General features: G+C 73.5%; 19 protein-coding genes. 13 read left to right on the plus strand and 6 right to left on the minus strand.

Annotated features, from left to right (window positions below):
* Nucleotides 1-133 precede the first annotated feature (133 nt).
* Nucleotides 134-664: a VOC family protein gene (locus ACIO9K_RS19970; protein WP_363620101.1), complete on the plus strand. Its 531-nt coding sequence runs from the start codon at nucleotides 134-136 to the stop codon at nucleotides 662-664.
* Nucleotides 665-671: 7 nt separating this feature from the next.
* Here ACIO9K_RS19970 and ACIO9K_RS19975 read toward each other — a convergent pair whose 3' ends face one another.
* Nucleotides 672-1,229: a hypothetical protein gene (locus ACIO9K_RS19975; RefSeq protein ID WP_400331474.1), complete on the minus strand. Its 558-nt coding sequence runs from the start codon at nucleotides 1,227-1,229 to the stop codon at nucleotides 672-674.
* A gap of 144 nt (nucleotides 1,230-1,373) precedes the next feature.
* Between ACIO9K_RS19975 and ACIO9K_RS19980 the strand changes: the two genes are divergently transcribed.
* From ACIO9K_RS19980 to ACIO9K_RS19995, 4 genes are all read left to right on the plus strand, one after another.
* Complete coding sequence (locus ACIO9K_RS19980; RefSeq protein WP_350881149.1) at nucleotides 1,374-2,078, plus strand: response regulator transcription factor; 705 nt, start codon at nucleotides 1,374-1,376, stop codon at nucleotides 2,076-2,078.
* A 17-nt stretch (nucleotides 2,079-2,095) separates the two neighbouring features.
* Nucleotides 2,096-3,511 (plus strand): HAMP domain-containing sensor histidine kinase, encoded by a 1,416-nt coding sequence (locus ACIO9K_RS19985; RefSeq protein WP_363620175.1) that lies wholly within the window; start codon nucleotides 2,096-2,098, stop codon nucleotides 3,509-3,511.
* 335 nt (nucleotides 3,512-3,846) lie between these two features.
* Complete coding sequence (locus tag ACIO9K_RS19990; protein ID WP_400331477.1) at nucleotides 3,847-5,472, plus strand: cellulose binding domain-containing protein; 1,626 nt, start codon at nucleotides 3,847-3,849, stop codon at nucleotides 5,470-5,472.
* A gap of 216 nt (nucleotides 5,473-5,688) precedes the next feature.
* Nucleotides 5,689-7,089 carry a glycosyltransferase 87 family protein gene (locus ACIO9K_RS19995; RefSeq protein WP_363620096.1) on the plus strand — a complete coding sequence of 467 codons (1,401 nt, stop codon included), beginning with the start codon at nucleotides 5,689-5,691 and terminating at the stop codon, nucleotides 7,087-7,089.
* Between the two features lie 107 nt (nucleotides 7,090-7,196).
* Here ACIO9K_RS19995 and ACIO9K_RS20000 read toward each other — a convergent pair whose 3' ends face one another.
* Nucleotides 7,197-7,613, minus strand: coding sequence for an SsgA family sporulation/cell division regulator (locus ACIO9K_RS20000; protein WP_063349195.1), 417 nt, complete (start codon nucleotides 7,611-7,613; stop codon nucleotides 7,197-7,199).
* Nucleotides 7,614-8,072: 459 nt separating this feature from the next.
* Here ACIO9K_RS20000 and ACIO9K_RS20005 point away from each other — a divergent pair, with 459 nt between their 5' ends.
* Together ACIO9K_RS20005 and ACIO9K_RS20010 are read left to right on the plus strand one after the other, a co-directional pair.
* Nucleotides 8,073-9,701: an RDD family protein gene (locus tag ACIO9K_RS20005; RefSeq protein WP_400331482.1), complete on the plus strand. Its 1,629-nt coding sequence runs from the start codon at nucleotides 8,073-8,075 to the stop codon at nucleotides 9,699-9,701.
* Nucleotides 9,702-9,829: 128 nt separating this feature from the next.
* Nucleotides 9,830-10,567, plus strand: coding sequence for an RDD family protein (locus ACIO9K_RS20010; protein WP_400331485.1), 738 nt, complete (start codon nucleotides 9,830-9,832; stop codon nucleotides 10,565-10,567).
* A gap of 42 nt (nucleotides 10,568-10,609) precedes the next feature.
* On the opposite strand, the gene ACIO9K_RS20015 is transcribed toward ACIO9K_RS20010, so the two are convergent.
* A complete protein-coding gene (locus ACIO9K_RS20015; RefSeq protein WP_400331488.1) occupies nucleotides 10,610-10,852 on the minus strand; it encodes a hypothetical protein in 243 nt (80 codons plus the stop codon).
* Between the two features lie 202 nt (nucleotides 10,853-11,054).
* Between ACIO9K_RS20015 and ACIO9K_RS20020 the strand changes: the two genes are divergently transcribed.
* From ACIO9K_RS20020 to ACIO9K_RS20040, 5 genes are all read left to right on the plus strand, one after another.
* A complete protein-coding gene (locus tag ACIO9K_RS20020; protein WP_400331491.1) occupies nucleotides 11,055-11,813 on the plus strand; it encodes an endonuclease V in 759 nt (252 codons plus the stop codon).
* Nucleotides 11,814-11,910: 97 nt separating this feature from the next.
* Nucleotides 11,911-12,336 carry a hypothetical protein gene (locus ACIO9K_RS20025; RefSeq protein ID WP_363620086.1) on the plus strand — a complete coding sequence of 142 codons (426 nt, stop codon included), beginning with the start codon at nucleotides 11,911-11,913 and terminating at the stop codon, nucleotides 12,334-12,336.
* 43 nt (nucleotides 12,337-12,379) lie between these two features.
* A complete protein-coding gene (locus tag ACIO9K_RS20030; protein ID WP_400331494.1) occupies nucleotides 12,380-13,819 on the plus strand; it encodes a WXG100 family type VII secretion target in 1,440 nt (479 codons plus the stop codon).
* A 13-nt stretch (nucleotides 13,820-13,832) separates the two neighbouring features.
* On the plus strand, nucleotides 13,833-15,119 hold the full coding sequence (locus tag ACIO9K_RS20035; protein WP_400331497.1) for a S8 family serine peptidase: 1,287 nt from the start codon (nucleotides 13,833-13,835) through the stop codon (nucleotides 15,117-15,119).
* 87 nt (nucleotides 15,120-15,206) lie between these two features.
* The gene (locus tag ACIO9K_RS20040; protein ID WP_400331499.1) at nucleotides 15,207-15,773 is read left to right on the plus strand and encodes a DinB family protein; all 567 of its coding nucleotides are present in this window, start codon (nucleotides 15,207-15,209) and stop codon (nucleotides 15,771-15,773) included.
* A gap of 6 nt (nucleotides 15,774-15,779) precedes the next feature.
* Here the strand turns inward: ACIO9K_RS20040 and ACIO9K_RS20045 are convergent, their stop codons facing one another.
* Nucleotides 15,780-16,220 carry a hypothetical protein gene (locus ACIO9K_RS20045; protein WP_063349204.1) on the minus strand — a complete coding sequence of 147 codons (441 nt, stop codon included), beginning with the start codon at nucleotides 16,218-16,220 and terminating at the stop codon, nucleotides 15,780-15,782.
* 714 nt (nucleotides 16,221-16,934) lie between these two features.
* The gene (locus ACIO9K_RS20050) at nucleotides 16,935-17,531 is read right to left on the minus strand and encodes a hypothetical protein (protein ID WP_363620081.1); all 597 of its coding nucleotides are present in this window, start codon (nucleotides 17,529-17,531) and stop codon (nucleotides 16,935-16,937) included.
* 256 nt (nucleotides 17,532-17,787) lie between these two features.
* On the opposite strand from ACIO9K_RS20050, the gene ACIO9K_RS20055 reads away from it, so the two are divergent.
* The gene (locus tag ACIO9K_RS20055) at nucleotides 17,788-18,795 is read left to right on the plus strand and encodes a hypothetical protein (protein ID WP_363620079.1); all 1,008 of its coding nucleotides are present in this window, start codon (nucleotides 17,788-17,790) and stop codon (nucleotides 18,793-18,795) included.
* A gap of 92 nt (nucleotides 18,796-18,887) precedes the next feature.
* Here ACIO9K_RS20055 and ACIO9K_RS20060 read toward each other — a convergent pair whose 3' ends face one another.
* A complete protein-coding gene (locus ACIO9K_RS20060; protein ID WP_371518686.1) occupies nucleotides 18,888-19,478 on the minus strand; it encodes an isochorismatase family protein in 591 nt (196 codons plus the stop codon).
* Nucleotides 19,479-19,601: the final 123 nt, after the last annotated feature.

The raw sequence follows: 19,601 nt of genomic DNA on the forward strand, positions 1-19,601 counted from the left end.
GACCAGGAGGAAACGGAACAGTTGCGCGCCGGTCGGCTCGGCGCCACCCTCCAGCCACAACGCCGTGCGCCGGGCCCCACACCGGCGCACGGTCGCACCCGCCGTGGTCCGCACGCCTACCGGGAGGGCCGTCATGACCGACACCGCCGCCGAACCCGTCCTGCTCGCCGCAGGACCCGGACAGTCCGACCCCCTCCCGATGGGCCGCGCCGACGCGGTGGTCTTCGCGGTCGGCGACGCCGAGCGGGCCGCCCGCCGCTACACCGCCGCGCTCGGACTGCGCTGTACCGCGTACGCCGGGCCGGAGACCGGGGAGCCGGAGACGGTCTCGTACGTGCTGGACGCGCCCGGGACCAGGATCGTGCTCACCTCGCTGGTCCAGGTGATCGGCCCGCGCGGCCGGGAGCTGGCCGCGCACCTGGCCCGGCACGGGGGCGGGGTGCTGGACCTCGCGGTGAGCGTGCCGGACGTCTTCTACGCCTACGACTACGCGGTGGACCGGGGCGCCCTGTCGCTGGCCGAGCCGTACGAGGCGCGGGACCGCTTCGGCACGGCGGTGCTCGCGACGATCGGGGTGCCGGGCGGGACCAGGCACACCCTGGTCGACCGGTCCGGCTACGCCGGGCCGTACCTGCCGGGGTACCTGCCGTTCGAGACCTGGTGAGGGGGGCTCAGCGGACGGCCGTCTCGACCACCGGCGGGTGGCCGTTCCAGTAGACGAAGACCGAGTTGGCCTGCTCGCCCTTGGTGAAGTCCACCCGCATCCACTGGTCGCCGTTCCACACCTGCATCTGCCAGCCCGGGTCGGGAGTGGCGGAGACCAGCGAGGCCTTGTCGGGGCGGATGTCCAGGGCGACCTTGCCGCCCGGCACCGGGTAGCTCTTCACGGAGGACACCGCCGTGGTGGTGGCGGGAGCGGGGCGGCGGGTGGCCGGCGGGGAGGCGGCGGCGAGGGTGGTGGCGGGGGCCGGCCCGCGCGTCGTGGTGGCGGTGGTCGGGGAGGCCGGTGGCGGGGTCGGGGCCCCGGTCTGGGTGGCCGACCGCGCCTGGTCGGGGGTGACGGTCGCGGTGTGCGGCGTGCCGTCGGCCCTCGGCGAGGGCAGCGGCAGGGCCGTGGGCTGCTCGAACGCGGCACCGGTCAGCACCGCGTGCACGCCGAGCCAGGACAGCGCCACCGCCGCCCCGGTGGCCGCCGCCCAGGCGCCGAGCTGTACCAGTCCGTTCCGCATCGTCCGCTCATCCTGCCGTATTCCGGGCCTGCGCAGCCGGGCAGCCCCGTTATTAGTCAGGGGAGTTGCACAATGTCCGGAGGCCGCCCGGAGGCCACCCCGAGGTACAGACCACTGCCCGTCGATGGCGTACCGTGCAGGGCCATGGCAACAGTGCTCGTGGTCGAGGACGACCCCTTCGTACGCTCCGCCCTCATCCGGCACCTGACCGACACCGGTCATGCGGTCCGCAGCGTGGGCACGGCACTTGAGGCGCTGCGGGAGGTCGCCCAGGTCGGCTGTGACCTGGTGATCCTCGACCTGGGACTGCCGGACCTGGACGGCAGCGAGGCACTCAAGATGATCCGGGGCCTGACCAATGTGCCGGTGATCATCTCGACCGCCCGCGACGACGAGGCCGAGATCGTCCGGCTGCTCAACGACGGCGCCGACGACTATCTGGTGAAACCTTTCTCCGGGGAACACCTCAGCGCCCGGATGGCCGCCGTGCTGCGCCGGCTCGGCGGCGGCGCCGCCCCCGTCGCCCAGGTGCTGCGGGTCGGCGGCCTCGCCATCGACCTCCAGCGCCGCGAGGCCTCGCTGGACGGGCGGCTGCTCGACCTGACCCGCCGTGAGTTCGACCTGCTGGCCTTCCTGGCCGGACGCCCCGGCGTGGTGGTGCCGCGCAAGGAGATCCTGGCCGAGGTCTGGCAGCAGACCTACGGCGGCGACCAGACCATCGACGTCCACCTGTCCTGGCTGCGCCGCAAGCTCGGTGAGACCGCCTCCAGCCCCCGCTACCTGCACACCGTCCGGGGAGTCGGGGTCCGGCTGGAGGCCGCCGGGGGACTGGCGGAGCACCGGACATGAGGAGGTTCGGGCGCTCGCTGCGCTGGGCCCTGATCAAGGCCGCCGTCGCCGGGACCACCATGGTCGCGCTGGCCTTCCTCATCCCGCTCGGCCTGATGGTCCAGCAGACCGCCCGGGACCACGCCTTCACCGCCGCCGAGCGGCAGGCCGCCGCGCTCGGCCCGGCCCTCGCCATCACCACCGACCAGATCGCCATCGACCGAGCCCTGGCCAGCACCGACGCCGGCGGGCAGGGCAGGATGGCGGTCCACCTGCCCGCCCCGGCCGCCCCGGACGCGCTCCCCGGCGCGGGCGGCCCCGGCGGGCCCACCATCGGCGAGGCCCGGGCCGCCGCCGGCGACGTGTCCACCGCCGGAGGCCAGGGCCGCTCCTTCACCGTCGAGGTGCCCGGCGGCTACGCGCTGCTCCAGCCGGTCGCGGTGGACACCGGGCGCACCGCCGTGGTCGAGGTGTTCGTCGCCGACGGCGACCTCACCCGGGGCGTCTCCACCGCCTGGCTGGTGCTCTCGGGCGTCGCGCTCGGCCTGGTCGCCATCTCGGTCCTGGTCGCCGACCGGATGGGCGGCCGGATCGTGGCCTCCGCCCGGCGGCTCGCCGGCGCCGCCCGCTCGCTCGGCGCCGGCAACCTCGCCGTACGGGTCCCGGTGGACGGCAAGCAGGCCGCCGGCAGCCCCGAGGAACTGCGCGAGGCCGCCCACGCGTTCAACACCATGGCCGACCGGGTGGTCCAACTCCTCGCCGCCGAACGGGAACTGGCCGCCGACCTGTCCCACCGGCTGCGCACCCCGCTGACCGTGCTGCGGCTCAACGCCGCTTCGCTCGGCGAGGGCGACGCCGCCGACGCCACCCGGCACGCGGTCTCCCAACTGGAGCGCGAGGTCGACCAGATCATCCGCTCGGCCCGCCGCGACCCCGAGGACGCGCCCGCCGTCGCGGTCGGCTGCGACGTCGCCGAGGTGGTCCGCGAACGGGTCGGCTTCTGGTCCGCGCTGGCCGAGGACGAGGGCCGCCGCTGGCAACTGGCCGGCGCCGACCGGGCGACGCCCGTCCCGGTCCAGCGCGCCGACCTGGCCGCCACCGTCGACGCGCTGCTCGGCAACGTCTTCCGGCACACCGCCGTCGGCACCGCCTTCTCGGTGGACGTGCTCGCCACCGAGACCTCGGTGATCGTCCTGGTCGGCGACGCCGGCCCCGGCTTCAGCGACCCGGCCGCCGCCCTCAAGCGCGGCGAGGGCCACGGCGGCGAGGGCTCCACCGGCCTCGGCCTCGACATCGTCCGCAAACTCGCCGAGTCCACCGGCGGCGACCTGGCGCTCGGCCGCTCCGCCGTGCTCGGCGGCGCCGAGGTCCGGCTGCGGCTGCGGACCCGCCCGGACGGCACCCCCGCGCGGGCGGGGCGGCGGCGCGGCCGGGGCGCGCTGTTCCAGAAGTGACCGCTTCCTCGGCTGTTGCCTCGGCCGCTTCCTCGATCGCTCCCTCAGCCACTTCCTCGACCGCTTCCTCGATCGCTCCCTCGACCTCGGCCGAGGCTCGGGGAACCGTGGTGGCCGGTCTTCGTGCGCGCCTGACGCCCTGTCGGCTTCGGGATCTTCCTTAAGCGCGGCCTAAGGGAGTTCTTCCCCTCGCTCAGCCCGCCGGTTCGGCCCCCCGGCCGCCGCTAGCGTCGGTCGCGCCGGTCACCCGACCGAGCCGGGCCGGCCGCCCGGACGTCCGCACGCACCCGCGCCCGGACCGCGGCCGACCGACGGCACCCCGGAGGTAACGCGCCATGACCACCCAGCCCAACCGCCGCCCAGGCCGCCGCAGGCGCAGCCGCAAGGGCGCGATCGTCGGGGCCTCGGCGGTCGCCGCCGCCCTGGTCGCGGGCGGTGTCGTCGTCCTCGCCTCCTCGGCCAGCGCCGCCTCGCTCGGCGCCGTCTACAGCCGGACCAGCAGCTGGGACTCCGGCTACACCGGCCAGTACCTGGTCACCAACCCGGACAGCGGCCCGATCGAGGACTGGACGCTCAGCTTCGACCTCCCGGCCGGGGCGAAGATCGACTCGCTCTGGAACGCCACCTTCACCGCCGCCGGCCAGCACGTCACCGTCAAGCCGGAGGCGTGGAGCAAGCGGCTGGAGCCGGGCAAGAGCGTGGTGGTCGGCTTCGTCGCCCAGGGCGCCGGCGCCGCGCAGGCCGAACCCGGCAACTGCCTGATCGACAACACCTCCTGCAAGGCCGGTGACGGCACCGCGCCCACCCCCTCGGGCCGCCCCACCACCACCGCGCCGACCAGTCCGGTGTCGACCGGTCCCGTGCCGACCACTTCGGTGTCGACCGCTCCCAAGCCGACCGGGACCGGCACCGCCACCGCGGCCCCCTCCCCCACGGGGACCGCGAGTGCCACCCCCTCGGCGAAGCCGACCACCCCGGCGCCGACCCCCACCCCGACCGCCACCCCCACGGCGACCGGTGTGCCCGTACCCCCGGCCGGCGCCGGGGCCGGCTTCGCCCCGTACGTCGACACCTCGCTCTACCCGCCGTACGACCTGGTCGCCACCGCCAAGGCCACCGGGGTCAAGAACTACACCCTCGCCTTCGTGGTGTCCGGCGGCGGCTGCCAGCCCAAGTGGGGCGGCGTCAGCGACCTGTCCGCCGACGCGGTGGCCGCCCAGATCGGCGCCCTGCGGGCGATCGGCGGCGACGTCCGGGTCTCCTTCGGCGGCGCCAACGGCAGCGAGCTGGCCCTCGCCTGCGGCTCCACCGCAGACCTGGCCGCCGTCTACCAGAAGGCCGTCGACGCCTACGGCCTGACCAGGCTCGACTTCGACGTCGAGGGCGGCGCGATCGCCAACACCGCCGCCAACACCCGCCGCGCCCAGGCCATCGCCCAGCTGCAGAAGAACGCCGCCGCCAAGGGCAAGGCGCTCGACGTCTCCTTCACACTGCCCGCGCTGCCCTCCGGCCTGACCCAGGAGGGCGTCAACCTGGTCGCCGACGCCAGGAACAACGGCGTCGCGATCGGCGCGGTCAACATCATGGCCATGGACTTCGGCGACGGCGTCGCCCCGAACCCGCAGGGCCAGATGGGCAAGTACGCGATCGCCGCGGCCACCGCCACCCAGGCCCAGGTCAAGAGCGTGCTCGGGCTGGACGACGCGGCCGCCTGGCGCAAGGTCGCCGTCACCCCGATGATCGGCGTCAACGACGTCGCCAGCGAGGTCTTCACCGTCGCCGACGCCAAGCAGCTCGCCGACTTCGCGGCGTCCAGGCACCTCGCGTGGCTGGCCATGTGGTCCGGCACCCGAGACAAGGCCTGCGACGGCGGGGCCAAGGCCTACGCCGATGCCAGCTGCAGCAGCGTCGTCCAGCAGCCGCTGGACTTCACCCGGGCCCTCGGCTCCTACACGGGCTGAGGCACGGGGCCGCTGAGGCCCTGAGGCCCTGAGCCCCTGGGGCCGCTGAGGCCGCTGAGCCTCCCCCCGGTGGCCTCGGCCGTCCGTGCTCCGCCCGCAACGGAGTACGGCCGGTCGGGGCCCATTCGTCACTCTGAGTGACTGTCTGTGCCCAGGCCCGGTCGGCCCGCATCCGGTATCGTCGGCGATTGGTCGAGCGGTGGACGGAGTGGACTGGTGACAGCGGTGCAAGACGAGCGCAGCCCGGTGCGGACCGCACCCGACCCCGCGCCCGCCCCCCTGTCGGACCGGCTGCGGACCGCGCTCGGCGCCCCCGTCCGCGCGCTGCGCGAGGCCCCCCGCCGACCGCTGCTGGCCGCCTCGGCCCTGGCGCTCCTGTCCCTGGTCGTGTACGCGGTGGTCCGCCACTTCGTCAACACCTCGATGGTCGACATGATCGTCTACCGGGCCGAGGGCGCCGCCGTGGCCAACGGCACCGACCTGTACGCACTGCGCGTCACCGAGTGGAACCTGCCCGCGACCTACCCTCCGTTCGCGGCCATGCTGTTCGTGCCCACCACCTGGTTCCCGGTCCCGTTCCTCCGAGTGGCGATCACTCTCGGCAACCTCGGGCTGCTCGCCCTGCTGACCCACCTGTCCTTCAAGCTGGTCGGCTGGCCGCGCCGCGAACTGCGGCCGATCGGCGTCATCCTGGTGACCGGCCTCGGCGTCTGGCTCGAACCCGTCTTCACCACGCTCCGGTACGGCCAGATCAACCTCGCGCTCGCCTGCCTGATCCTCTGGGACCTCACCCGTTCGGACGCCCGCCGCAGCAAGGGCATGGCGATCGGCATCGCCGCCGGCCTCAAACTCACCCCCGGCCTGTTCGCCGTCTACCTGCTGATCACCGGCCGGGTCCGGGCCGCCTTCGTGGCCGGCCTCACCTTCCTCGGCACCTTCCTGATCGGCGCCGTCGTCCTGCCCGACGCCACCTGGGGCTTCTGGACCAAGTACCTCTACGACTCCTCCCGGGTCGGCAAGACCGAGATCGTCGACAACCAGTCGCTGCGCGGCGCCCTCGCCCGGCTGCTGCACACCGCCGACCCCGGCACCCTCGCCACCCTCGCGGCCGGCCTGGTCGCGGTGGCCGGCCTCGCCGTCGCCGCCTGGGCCCACCGCAGTGCCCGATGGCTGCCCCGGGCCGAGGCCTGGGGCGTCTGCTGCGCCGCCGTCACCGCCGTGCTGATCTCACCGATCAGCTGGACCCACCACTGGGTCTGGTGCGTGCCGGTGCTCGTCCTGCTCGCCACCGAGGCCTCCGTCGAGCACGCCCGCCCGGCCGGCGTCCGCCGGCTGCGCTGGCGGGCCGCCTTCTGGGCGACACTGCTCGCGTTCCTCTCCTTCGCGATGTGGGCCGCCAAGCCGCTCGGGCCGGCCGTCCTCCACATGGCGCCGCTGCGCCAGCTGCCGACCTCGGTCTACCCGTGGGTCGGGCTCTGTTTCCTGCTCGCCGCCGCCATCCGGATAAGGGCCAGGCGACGCTCCGCCGGGGCACCGCTGGTCCGGCTGCCCGGACAGCGCGACGGCGGTGGCCCGGACGCCACCCGCGGCCGTCAGCAGGCCCCCGCGGCCCGCTGAGCCGGCGGGGGCGCGGCTCCCGTCGCGTCGCGCGGTCCCGGCCGGGTGCGTGCTGTGGCCGGCCGGTGCGTTCGCGGCCGTGCGCGTGCTGGTGGTCGTGCGCGTGCTCACGCAAGCAGGTCCGCGAGCGAGCCGTCCATGTCCAGCGCGGCCATCTCGCTGCCCGGCGGGACCAGCCGGTGGGCCCGCTCCAGCCAGGCCGCGACGACCGGCAGCGGCGCCTCCAGCAGGGCGTCGCCGGCCGGGGAGCTCAGCGCCAGGCAGAGCACGCTGCGCCGGCCCGAGCGGGTCGGCCAGATCCGCACGTCGCCCTGGCCGCACGGCCGGAAGGTGCCCTCGACCAGCAGCTCGCGGGCGAACACCCAGGTCACCGGGGAGCCGGTGTCCAGGTGGAAGGTGATGTGCACCGCGTACGGGTCGTGGCTGCCGTAGGACAGCCGGGCCGGGACGGGGACGCTGTGCTCGGGGGAGAGCACCAGGTTCAACTCCAGTTCGTGCTCGACCACGCTGGTGGGGCGCTCCATGATCGTTTTCCTCTCGGCCTTGGGTTCCTGCCCGGTTCCGGGCCCGGTGACCTTTGAGAGGGCGGTCCACGCCGGCTCTTACACACGTTTCCGGGATTTCTTCGGGAAGTTCGACGACGGGTGGTGGGACGCGGGGTGGTGAGGCGACGGGTGGTGGGACGCGGGGTGGCGAGGCGACGGGTGGTGGGACGCGGGGTGGTGACCGGTGGGGACCGCGGCGCGCGGACGCCCACCGCGCGCCGGGACGGTTCGGCCGCCCTTACCCCGGAGGGCCCTCCGCTGTCCGGTGATTGACCAACTTTCCGTCGGCACCTCGACGAGGCACTACCCTTTGTGACTGTCCGGCGACTGTCCGCCTATCGGCGGTGCCCCCCACCCACGCGCGCCGGACGGCTCGCGGGTGCGCCGGGCGGGCGTGCCGTGTCGGCCCCGCCAGGACCCGCCAGGAGAGAAGACCCCATGACGGACCGCCCCTTCGCCGGCGCCGGCGACTCGGCCGTCGGACCCGAGCCGGGCTACTACCCCGACCCCTCCATTCCCGGCTTCGTCCGGTACTGGGGCGGCTCGGCCTGGGTGCCGGGCACCAGCCGGCTCGCACCCGCCGAGGGTGAGGTGCTGGATCCGCCCCGGTTCGCGTCCCGGCGGCCCGCCGCCGGCGCGGCGGGGACGGCGCGGGCGGTGCCGCCACCGGCGGTGCCAGAGGCGGCCGTTCCGGAGGCGGCGTCCCCGGAGCCGTCCTGGGGCGGGACCGCGCACGGCGGGGGTGGGGGCGGGGACACCGGGCCGGTGTACTTCGACCAGACCGCGGGCGGGGCGAAGTTCGTCCTCGGGTCGCGGGTGGCGGAGGTGATCGGCGGGCCGGTGTTCCGGACGGTCGGGGAGCCGGAGGCGTCCGAGAACCCTGAGGTGTCCGGGGTGGCTGGGGCGTCCGGGATGGCTGGGGCGTCCGGGTCGGAGATGGCGGCGGTCGAGGTGCCGGTCTTCGGCGAGGCGGTCCTGGGCGAAGCGGTCCTGGGCGAGCCGGTGGTCGAGGTTTCGGCGGCCGGGGGTGTGGCAGGCCAGGGCGAGGTGGAGGAGCTCGGCTGGCAGGCCGTTCCGCAGGCGCAGCGGGGGCTGATGGAGACGGGTGGCGAGCCGCACCGGGTCTCCTGGGGGGTGCTTTCGGGGGCGCCCGACGGGGAGGAGGGGCGCGCGAGGGAGGTCCGCGCTTCGGTTGCTGTTCCGGCCCGGGCTTCGGCCGGAAGGCCGGCCGCCGCTTCGGTCGGGGTGGAGGTGGCCGTCGCCTCCGGAGCGCCCGCGACCGTCCCGGCGGCGGTGGCGGTGCGGGAGGCGCCGTCGCCCGTTGCGTCACCCGTCGCGGCGTCCGTTCCGGCGGCTGTGCGCGGGGCCGGGCGTGCCGTCGAGTCCGCGTCCGAGCCCGAGCCCGCCGTACCGGCCCCGGTCGCCGCCGGAGCGGTTCCGGTCCGGGCTCAGGGCCGACCCCCCGCGCCTGCCGCGCCCGCCGGGTCGCTGCCGGTCGTGCGCCCGGCCCGGGAGGCCGTCGCGCGGCGCCGACCCGCCCCGGCCGCGCCTGCCCCCACCGTGCCCGCCTCCGTGACGCCCGCCGGACTCGGACGCCGGCTGGCCGCGCGCGCCGTGGACACCGTCGTACTCCTCGTGGTCGCCGTCGCCGCCGGAATCCCGCTCGGCCGCTCGGCGTCCGAGCACCTCCAGCAGAAGCTCGACCAGGCCAGGATGGCCAGTTCCCTCACCCGGCGCCAGGTCCAGGTCTGGCTGGTGGACGACGTGGTGCTGGGGAAGGTCGCGGTCCTGCTCGGCATCCTGCTCTTCGTCAGCCTGCTCTACGAGGTGCTGCCGACCGCCCGTACCGGCCAGACCTTCGGCAAACGGCTGGCCCGGATCCGGGTGGCGGACGCCGCCGCCCCCGGCGCCCGGACCAGGTTGAGCCTCGGCCGCTCGCTGCTCCGGTGGGCCGTGAGGCAGCTCGGCCTGCTGCTGCTCGTCGGCCTGGTCTGGCCCGTGTTCGACCGCCCGGCCCGGCGCGGCTGGCAGGACCGGGCCGCCCGCACCCGGGTGGTCCGCGACTGAGGCCTCCCGGCGTGGCGGTCGGCTCCCGGCGCGGAGGCACCATCCGGAGCGGAGGCGCCGCCCGGCCCTGGCGGCAAAACGGACAGAATGTCCCAAACGGCGAGAATGTGTGATGTTCTACTCGACGGATGAGCACTCACGACCCCTCAGGCTCCCAGCCGGAGGGGGGCGGCCAGCCCTCCTTCGACAAGCAGTCCCCGCAGCCGGGCGGCGGCACGCCGGAAGACCGGCCGTCGGACCCGAACCCGCCGCCCGCCCCGCCGCCCGTCGACGGCCCGTCCGATGGCGCCTCCGGCACCCCGTCCGACGGCCCCGGCGCGTACGGCGGCACCTACGGCGGCCCGCCCGGCGGCAGCCCCTACGGCCAGAACCCCTACGACCAGCCCCCGCCCGGCTACGGAACCCCCGGCTACGGAACCCCCGGCGCCGGACCCGTCCCCGGCATGCCGCCGATCGGCAGCTGGCCCAGGCGCATCCTCGCCCGCCTGATCGACTACCTCCTCGTCCAGGCCGTCGCCGTGATCGTGGTGGCCCCCTTCGCCGACTTCGGCAACCGCTCCGGCGAGGTCGGCGCGTTCTGGCTCGGCTGCGGCATCTACCTCCTCTACGAGGGCCTGATGCTGGGCCGGGACGGCCAGACCCTCGGCAAGAAGGCGATGCACGTCCGCGTCGCCATGCTGATCGACGGCAACAAGCCCACCCAGGGCGCCGCCTGGACCCGCGCGGCCGTCTACATCCTCCCGGCCGTGATCTGCTGCGCCGCCTTCTGGTGGATCATCGACGGGATGTTCGGCGTCTTCGACAAGCCCTACCGGCAGTGCATCCACGACAAGGCCGCGAAGACCGTGGTGGTCACCACCGACTGACCGGCCGAGCGGGCTGCGACGCCCGGCGGCGGACTGGCGTTGCTAGCGCTGCCGGGCGTACTCGTGTCCGGCCGGGGCCGGGGAGGCCGCTCCCGCCCTCGCCGCCGACCGGCCGGACACGGCGACCGACAACACCGTCACCACGGTGCCGAGCGCCAGGGCGAACCCCTCCAGCACCGCGACCTCCAGGACGCCCGAGGCGCCCGAAACGGCCAGCAGCGCCAGAGTGGCGGCGACGACGGTGAACGAGCCGAGGCAGTACTGGGCAGCGGACGGACGAGGCATGGCGGGGGTCCTTCGCACGTCGGGGGGAACGAGCGGGAATGGCGCCGGTCCCAGAAGTGCTGCCCGGCAAGGGAGTTCGGTAAGTCCAGGCTAACCCGCCGGACCGGGAGCACGGGGGGCGCACAGGCTCACCCCGGGGTCGTCCGCCCCCTCGGTACGGTGAACCCGACCGCGCCCGCCCCACCCACCCGGGGGAACACCCGTGCCCATCCCCGCCGACTGGCCCACCACCGAAGCCCAGGCACTCGCCGAACAGGAACGCCTGCGCCCCCTCGTCCAGACCCACGACTCCGACGACCCCGACGGTTCCGGCTCAGGTTCCGGTTCTGGTTCCGGCTCCGGCGGTGGCGGTGGCGGGGTCGGGCGGCTCATCGCCGGCGTCGACGTCGCCTACGACGACGAACACGACCTCGTCGCCGCCGCAGCCGTCCTCCTCGACCACGACACCCTCGCCGTCGTCGAACAGTCCACCGCCGTCGGCCGCATCCCCTTCCCCTACACCCCCGGACTGCTCGCCTTCCGCGAACTCCCCGCCGTCCTCGACGCCCTCGCCGCCCTCACCCGCACCCCCGACACCGTCGTCTGCGACGGCTACGGCCTCGCCCACCCCCGCCGCCTCGGCCTCGCCAGCCACCTCGGCGTCCTCACCGGCCTGCGCACCCTCGGCGTCGCCAAAACCCCCTTCACCTTCCACCACCACGACCCCGACACCCCCCGCGGCTCCACCACCCCGCTCACCGACCCCGCCACCGGCGAAGAAGTCGGCCGCGCCCTCCGCACCCGGCCCGGCGTCAAACCCGTCTACGTCTCCGTCGGCCACCGCATCAGCCTCGACACCGCCGTCCGCACCACCCTCCAACTCGCCCCCCACTACCGGCTCCCCGAAACCACCCGGCACGCTGACTCCCTCTGCCGCCGCGCCCTCGCCGACGCCCTCCACGCGAGGACGCCTGCGAACTGACCAGGTACCAGGCGGAATTCGGGCCCCGTGTGTTAGACATGAGACACCGGGGCCCAACCCCGGCAGCGACCCACGGACGCACGGGGGAGGCGCCGAAATGGCAACAGGAACCGGTACGACCGGAGGCGCCGGCCGGGGCTACCGCGTCGAGATCGAACAACTCCGCGCCTTCGCCGCCCAAGTCCGGCTCCTCCTCGCCGAATTCCAGCACCACGCCGACGGCACCGGCACCCACGGGCGCAGCGGCATCGGCAAGACCGCCTTCGGCACCTTCGCCGAAGCCACTGAGATCCACAACCGCTACAACACCATGCGCGACGGCCTGCGCGACGTCCTCAACCAACTCCAACAAGCCGTCGACGAAGCCCAGAAGAACGCCGAACTCACCGCCACCACCTACGAAGAACACGACCAGCACACCGCGAAGAAACTCAAACTCGGCGACGACGGCTGGTCCGTCGCCAACCCCTCCGCCAGCAGCAAGGCCGCCTACGAGCACACCGTCGCCCCACCCGCCCCCTGACCCCCGGCCACCACCGGCCGAGCCCGAACGGAGGCGACCCCCCATGGCCTACACCGACTTCACCACCTACAGCCACGCCCAACTCCGCACCATGGCCCAGGCCCTCAACCCCGGCGAAGTCATGGCCGCCGGCGACCCCTGGCGCCACGCCGCCGACACCCTCAAAGCCATCCGCGCCACCCTCACCCGCGCCAGCACCGAAGCCGCCGTCACCTGGGAAGGCACCACCAGCGACGCCTTCCACACCCGCATGCTCCACCTCGCCGACAGCATCAACAACGCCGCCTCCTACGCCAACGACGCGGCCAACACCCTCCACAACATGTCCGAGGCCATCGCCAAGGCCAAGCGCGACATGCCCGAGGAACCCAGCACCTGGGAGAAGGTCAAGGACACCGTCGGCGACGGCGTCTCCTCCGTCTTCGGCGGCGACGACGAACACATCCCCGTCGCCGACCGCCGAAAAGCCGAAGCCGCCACCGTCATGCAAACCCTCGCCATGCACTACCGCATCGCCACCCCCACCCTGAAGCCGCCACCCCCACCGGGAACCCCGTCGAAAAGTCCTGTTCGCAACGAGGACAGAGATGCGCCAACCAATTCCGAGCCCGATGGTTCGGCCGCAGCGGTGGGCGCCGCGATGGCCAGCGCGATCGTCTCCGGCGACCGTGTGGCTTCGGCGAGGGGGGCTGGTTCGGCGCCGCAGACGCGGAAGTCCGTCGGGAAGTCCACGGCACCACGTTCGAACGTGATCAGGACGGTGGTACCGACCGACTCCGGGATCAGGGGAGGAACCGCGCAAGCGGAGCCCAGGCCGCTGCTATCCGGGCACCATGCTGTTTCCGGTGCCGCGAGTGGGGAAGTTCTGGGATCGGGTGTTGGACCTGGAATCGGAACCGGTATTGATGCCACACCAACGGGAACGGCCCCGAGTGCGGGTGGCGCACCTCCCAACAGTTCGCTCCCCGTGACGTCAGGCGGCGGTCCTGGAGTGCCGAAGGGCCCCCAAGGGCAGGTCGTCGGTGCGGGTGGCTACGAGATCGGTCGTGAGGCCGCTGCCAAGGGCGTGATTGGCCGGGAGAACGAGATGGCCGGTCCAGCACAGCGAACGGGGAGTCCTCCAAGCACAGGTGAAGTGGAGGGCCGCTTCGGAGCGGTCGGTCGAGCGGCTCCGGACGGTAGGTTCGAAAGCAGATTCCCAGGTAGGTCCGGTGGCGTCGTCGGGGGAGGTGGTCGTCCAGGAGACCGTGAGGGTGGTCGACAGGCCTTCACCGAAGGGGGCTCCGGGCTCGGAGCGCGGAACCGGGTCAGGGCTGAGCCCGGGTCGGGAACGACGGGCGCTATGGGCCCGCTGGTGGGTATGGGAGACGGCCGGCGCAGTAGGAACGACAAGGAGAAGGGCGGCAAACGGCCCGACTACCTTGTCGAAGACGCCGAGACCTGGGAGTCGGACAAGCAGGTCAATCCGAACGTGGTGGAATGAATGATCTCCGCCGATGTGCCGAAAGAACGATCCAGATGTCCCGGAGGACGGAGAGCCTGGGGGCGAATCGCTGACTGGGGTGAACTTGTCGAGTGGCCGACTGGTACGCAGCGCGGGCGTACTGATTGCCGGGGCGGTGCTGTGGGGGGCAGCCGCTTCTCCTGCGGGGGCTGACCAGGTCCGGGACTCGCAGTGGGTGCTGCGCACCTTCGACGTCGAGCGACGGATCTGGCCCCAGAGCCAGGGTGAGGGTGTTGTCGTCGCGGTTGTCGACAGCGGGGTGATGCCGGATCACCAAGACCTGACGGGACAAGTGTTGCCAGGTGCCGACTTCTCCGGGGCGAGGTCCGATGGTAGGACTGACTCGCTCGGCCATGGGACTGGTATCGCAAGTCTTATCGCGGGTCACGGGCATGGAAACCAGGCTGGAGTCGTAGGTCTTGCGCCGAAGTCCAAGATTCTTCCAGTGCGGATCAGGACCAATGGCGAATCTCCGCAACTCGACCAGTCCGACATCGCGCTTGCCGTGCGGTATGCGACCGACCATGGCGCGAAGGTCATCAACATGTCGATCGGCGGATACTCAGGGCTCGATTCACAGGCCCGCGCGGCGATCGACTATGCGGTGTCCAAGGACGTCGTCCTCGTCGGAGCCACCGGGAACGGCGAAAGCGGTTCCGTTGAGTACCCTGCCGCATTCCCAGGTGTGGTCGCTGTGACCGCGGTCGACGAGCAGGGGAAGCTGTGGAGTAAAGCGACTGCTGGACCCGAAACCACACTGGCAGCCCCAGGAGTGGAGATCTACCACGCGTCGGTGAAGTCCACTTCGAGCTATGGCATCAGCCAGGGGACGTCCGATGGCGTGGCCTACGTCTCCGCCACCGCCGCGTTGATCCGGGCGAAGTATCCGGAGCTTTCGGCGGGGCAGGTGATCAATCGGATGATCAGGACTGCCACGCCGCCGCAGGACGGGTCGGCGGTGCCGGGGAGCAGGTACGGCTTCGGGGTGCTGGCGCCGGCGAAGGCGTTGGAGGCCGATCCGGGGGTGGACGGCGGGTCTCGGGAGAATCCGTTGGTGGGGCGGGCGGAGTCGCGGGGGGCTGCGGGGGACGGGGTGACGGAGCCGCCGGGTGGCGAGGCCGTGGTGCCTGCGGCTGGGGCCGGTGGGGCCGGCGGGGGCGGCTGGTTCGGGGTCGGGGTTGCGGTGGGGGTGGCGTTGTGGGGGGTGCTGGTCGGCGGGGTGGTGGCGGTCGTGGTGTGGGTAGTGCGGGTGCGGCGGCGCAGGGGTGCGGGTGGCTGAGGGCTGCGGGCGGGGTGGCAGCATTTTGGTGGCGGTTGGCGTCCTTGCCGCTGGTGGGGCGGGTGGTGGGGTGGCCATGCTGGGGTCATGAGTGCTTCTGAGCGTGGCGTGGATCCGGTGGGTGTGGTCGTGCCGGACGGCAAGGACTGGACGTGGGTGTTGGAACGCCCGTGTCCGGATTGTGGGCTGGACGTTCCGGCGGTGGTGCGGGAGGACGTCGCGGGGATGGTCCGGGCCAATGCGGAGGCCTGGGTGGCGTTGTTGGCCGGGGCCGGGGAGGGTCTGCGTCGGCGGCCGCGGCCGGGGGTGTGGTCGGGGCTGGAGTACGCGTGCCATGTCCGGGACGTGTTCCGGCTGTTCCGGGTCCGGTTGGACCTGATGCTGGCCGAGGACGACCCGCTGTTCCCGAACTGGGACCAGGACGAGACGGCGGTCGCCGAGCGGTACGGGGAGCAGGTGCCGGCGGTGGTGGCCGGGGAGCTGGCGGCGGCCGCGGAGGCGCTGGCGGCGGCGTTCGGGCGGGTGGCGGGCGAGCAGTGGGGGCGGACCGGGGGCCGTAGTGACGGGGCACGGTTCACGGTGGAGTCGTTCGCCCGTTATCTGATCCACGACCCGGTGCATCACTTGTTCGACGTGACGGGTGAGCGGGTCTGAGGGGGCTCACCAGCCGGAGGCCTCCCACAGCATGGTGCGCCGGAGCCGGCCGGCGACGCTGGCGGTGTCGGTGCCGATGACGTCGGCGATCTCGGGGGCGGCGAGGCCGACGACGTAGTGCAGGATCGCCAGGTCGTCGTCGGCGGGGTGGCGGTCCGGTGCGGCGGGCACGTGCCGGGTGTGGTCGGCGACGGTGCTGCGCAGGATCTGCCAGGCGTTCGCGGTGGGGTTGGAGCTGCCCAGCAACTCGCGCCATTGGACGGCGATTTCGGCGAACGCCTGTTGGACGGCGGTGGCCGCGCTGCTGTGCTCGGTCAGCCACACCCGGGCGTAGCTGAGGTACCGGGGGCGGTGGAGTTCGCAGAAGGCGGCGAACTCCAGTGGTACGTCCTCCGGTTCACCGGGCCTCGGGGGCGGCTCGGCGGAACTCGCGTGACGGTTGGTCATCTCGGCTTCTCGGAAAGGGAGATGGGTGGCTGACGGTCGATCATCTGCGCTCACTCTACGATATGCCCTCGGTGCGCTGGGTTACCAATCGGATTGAATGCCCGGAACCCGCCGCCGCTCGGCCGGTTCCGGTGTCGACCGGTGGGGCGTGGTGGTGCGGCGGTGGTGGGGCGGCCGGGCGGGGGATCGGTGGGGGAGGGTGGCGCAGTGGTGCGGGGGGTGTAGTTGCGAGCGCGTCGCGGCTGGTCAGGGGGTGCAGAAGGGCCGTGGTTGCAGGACGGTTGATGTGCCACCGTAGGGCTTATGGAGGCTGGCGTCCACGCCCACGGCGCGAAGCTGCGGCCGCACAACCGTCCGCGCAACCACACCTTCGGTCGCGCCCGTTCCGGCGTGGCGTGACGGGCCGGGTGGACTCCGACGTGCATGTCTCCACCGGGGGCGCGCAGCCCGGGTACGGGCGGTGGGTGCGGGCGGTGGGTACGGGCGGTGGATGCGAGGTGGACGCGCTGCGCGCCGAGGTGGGCGTGGCGGCAGGGGTGGTGGGTGGGCGGTGCGCTCGCCGTGGCGGCGGCGCACCGGGTGGCCGAGGGGGCGGAGCAGGCGCTGATCCGGACGGTCCCGCGCCTGCTGGCCGCCACCGTGCACGTCGGCCACGCCTCGGCGGCCTGGGGCCGTCCGGCCCGGGGGTCGAGGCGCGGGTGGGGTGGTCTGCCGTCAGGACTGCGGTCGGGCCTCCGTCGGGGAGAGGCGGTCGTCGACGGCGCTGCTCCGTTCGACCTGGGCGGGGAAGGAGTCGATGGCCCGCCGCCGGGCGAGTTGGGCGGCGGTGGCGGCTGCGACCGCAGTCGCCGCAGCGGCCTCGGCGGCGGCCTCCTCGTGTTCGCACCGGTGCGCGGCGCCGCCGGGATACCCGGCGGTGGCGGGGTGCGCGGCGCCGGTGGGGTGTCCGGTGGCGGGGTGTCCGCCGGCGGTTCGTCGGCGGCGGCCGAGCGCGGTGCGGGCGGCGTGTTCCTCGGCCGCCTGTCTCGCGGCCAGGTAGGCCTGGACGGCGGCCATGCCGTAGACCGGCTGGATGAGCTGGTGGCCTTTGAAGAAGGGTCTGGCCGGGGCGAACCCGGCGGCGACCACGAGGTCGCGGATCTCGGCTATCTCGGCCTCGCTGCGGGCGGTGAAGCGGACCTCCCAGCCCTTCTTGTACGTATGGCCCTGTTCGCCGCTGCGGCGGGCCGGGTCCGGGCGGCGGACGTATCCGGGCAGACGGCCAAGGCGGAGCTGGGCCGCGCGGAGGCCGGCGGTCTCGTCACGTGACATGACGCAAGCCTAGGCAATTCCCGGGGCGGGTTTGACGCCTGAAGGGTCTCCCGGCGTATGCCTTTGGTCACTCTGGGTCAGGCGGCCTGGTGGGCGATCGGGTTCGATCAGATATGACAACCTGACGACCGTCAATTACTCCGATTGAGTGAGGGTATGGGGACTTTAGTGCGAGCTGATCCCGGTTTCGCGACGGTTGGGTAACAGTGCGTCAGGTGGCCGGTGGCGGGTCGGAGCGGTTGGGGATGGTGTCCGCATGAGCTACCGGATTCCCACGCCGCCGCCGTCCCTGGAGGAGCTGGCGAAGCGTCAACAGAACGTCGTCACCGCGAGCCAGTTGCGTGCCCGGGGCGTGCCGGCCCGGGTCATCACCGAGCACTGCCGTCGCGGCGGGCCCTGGCGGAGGCTGCTGCCCCGGGTGTACCTGCTGCAGTCCGACGGGCCGACCCCGGAGCAGCGGATGTGGGCCGCCCTGCTGTACGCGGCGCAGAACGGTCGCGAGGAGGGCCGCCGCGAGGGCGCGGTGATCACCGGTGCGGCCGCGCTCGCGCTGTACGGATTCGCCGCGGTGCCCCGGCTGCCGGCGGTGACCGGGGTGGACGTCCTGGTGCCCCGCCAGCGTCGGCTGAAGGACGCCGGGGAGGTGCGGATCCGGCGCACCGAAAGGGAGTTGGTGGCCCGCTCGGTGCACGGCCTGGCCTGCGCGCCGGTCGCCCGGGCGGTCGCGGACGCGCTGTGCGAGTGGACCGCGGAGGAGGGTGGCACCCCGGTGCCGGTGCGGGCGCTGCTGCGCGAGGCCGTCTCGCGGCCAGACGGCCCGTGCACCGTACGGGAGTTGGCGTCCGAGCTGACGGATTCCGGGCTGACCGGCGAGCCCCGGGTGCGCGCCGCCCTGGACGAACTGCTGGCCGGTGAGCGGGACTTCGTCCTGGAGCGGGTCGGCGAACTGGTGGACGAGTGCCTGCTGCCCGTCCCGCTGGTCGGCCCCGAGCTGCGGATGCGCGGCGGCACGTACATCGCCGTCCCGGACCTCTACTGGCCGGAGCAGGGCGTCGCCGTGGAGGTGGACTCGGACCTGCGCTGCGTCAGCGAGGGCGAGGCCGCCTGGGTGCGCGGCGGCCAGCACCGGATGGAGTACCTGGGGATCCGGGTGGTGTACGTCTCCGGTGCCCGGCTCGCGGCCGACCGGGACGCGGTCGGCGCCGAACTGCGCGAGGCCCACCGGGTGGGCGGTTCGGACGTGGTGGAGTTGATGGTCGGTTAGCTCCGGGCCGGATCCGTCCGCCTCCGGATCCGGGGCCGCACCCGAGTCGCACCCGAGCCGCGCCCGGGGTCGCTCCCGAACCGGAGCCGGGGCTACGCCCGAACCACCGGGGCGCCGACCAACTCGACTCCGGCGGCCCGCAGTTCGGCGAGCGCGGCGGTGGTGGTCGCCGGCGCGACCCCGGCGGTGAGGTCGAGCAGGACGCGGGTGGTGAAGCCGGCCCGGGCGGCGTCCAGGGCGGTGGCCCGGACGCAGTGGTCGGTGGCGATGCCGACCACGTCGATCTCGTCGACCTGCCGTTCGCGCAGCCACTCCACCAGGCCGCGGTTGTTCTCGTCCAGCCCCTCGAAACCGCTGTACGCCGCCGAGTAGGCGCCCTTGTCGAAGACCGCCTCGACCGCGCCGGAGATGACGGACGGGGCGAAGTTGGGGTGGAAGCCCACGCCTTCGGTGCCGGCCACGCAGTGCACCGGCCAGCTGGTGACGTAGTCGGGCTCGGTGGAGAAGTGGTCGCCCGGGTCGATGTGGTGGTCGCGGGTGGCGAGGATGTGCTGGTAGCCGGGGGAGGACTCGGCGATCAGATCGGTGATGGCGGCGGCCACCTCGGCGCCGCCGGCGACGGCCAGACTGCCGCCCTCGCAGAAGTCGTTCTGCACGTCGACGACGATCAGTGCCCGGTGCATGGCTCGCATCCTCGGATGTGGGGGGCGGCCGTGGTGGCGCCCTGGTGGGGGGAGCCCTCGGGAGTACTCGGCCCGCGGCGGGGCTCGGGGGTTCTCGGGGAGCTCCGGGGGAACTCTACGGCT

This window comes from Kitasatospora sp. NPDC087271 (genome assembly GCF_044744605.1).
GTDB lineage: Bacteria > Actinomycetota > Actinomycetes > Streptomycetales > Streptomycetaceae > Kitasatospora.

Excerpts from the sequence above, each read along its gene's own strand:
- ACIO9K_RS20040 (WP_400331499.1), top strand. The coding sequence starts at position 15,207 with ATGAGTGCTTCTGAGCGTGGCGTGGATCCGGTGGGTGTGGTCGTGCCG.
- ACIO9K_RS20035 (WP_400331497.1), top strand. The coding sequence starts at position 13,833 with ATGTGCCGAAAGAACGATCCAGATGTCCCGGAGGACGGAGAGCCTGGG.
- ACIO9K_RS20015 (WP_400331488.1), bottom strand. The coding sequence starts at position 10,852 with ATGCCTCGTCCGTCCGCTGCCCAGTACTGCCTCGGCTCGTTCACCGTC.
- ACIO9K_RS20050 (WP_363620081.1), bottom strand. The coding sequence starts at position 17,531 with ATGTCACGTGACGAGACCGCCGGCCTCCGCGCGGCCCAGCTCCGCCTT.
- ACIO9K_RS20060 (WP_371518686.1), bottom strand. The coding sequence starts at position 19,478 with ATGCACCGGGCACTGATCGTCGTCGACGTGCAGAACGACTTCTGCGAG.
- ACIO9K_RS19990 (WP_400331477.1), top strand. The coding sequence starts at position 3,847 with ATGACCACCCAGCCCAACCGCCGCCCAGGCCGCCGCAGGCGCAGCCGC.
- ACIO9K_RS19980 (WP_350881149.1), top strand. The coding sequence starts at position 1,374 with ATGGCAACAGTGCTCGTGGTCGAGGACGACCCCTTCGTACGCTCCGCC.
- ACIO9K_RS19970 (WP_363620101.1), top strand. The coding sequence starts at position 134 with ATGACCGACACCGCCGCCGAACCCGTCCTGCTCGCCGCAGGACCCGGA.
- ACIO9K_RS20025 (WP_363620086.1), top strand. The coding sequence starts at position 11,911 with ATGGCAACAGGAACCGGTACGACCGGAGGCGCCGGCCGGGGCTACCGC.
- ACIO9K_RS19975 (WP_400331474.1), bottom strand. The coding sequence starts at position 1,229 with ATGCGGAACGGACTGGTACAGCTCGGCGCCTGGGCGGCGGCCACCGGG.
- ACIO9K_RS20055 (WP_363620079.1), top strand. The coding sequence starts at position 17,788 with ATGAGCTACCGGATTCCCACGCCGCCGCCGTCCCTGGAGGAGCTGGCG.
- ACIO9K_RS20010 (WP_400331485.1), top strand. The coding sequence starts at position 9,830 with ATGAGCACTCACGACCCCTCAGGCTCCCAGCCGGAGGGGGGCGGCCAG.
- ACIO9K_RS20005 (WP_400331482.1), top strand. The coding sequence starts at position 8,073 with ATGACGGACCGCCCCTTCGCCGGCGCCGGCGACTCGGCCGTCGGACCC.
- ACIO9K_RS20000 (WP_063349195.1), bottom strand. The coding sequence starts at position 7,613 with ATGGAGCGCCCCACCAGCGTGGTCGAGCACGAACTGGAGTTGAACCTG.
- ACIO9K_RS20030 (WP_400331494.1), top strand. The coding sequence starts at position 12,380 with ATGGCCTACACCGACTTCACCACCTACAGCCACGCCCAACTCCGCACC.
- ACIO9K_RS20045 (WP_063349204.1), bottom strand. The coding sequence starts at position 16,220 with ATGACCAACCGTCACGCGAGTTCCGCCGAGCCGCCCCCGAGGCCCGGT.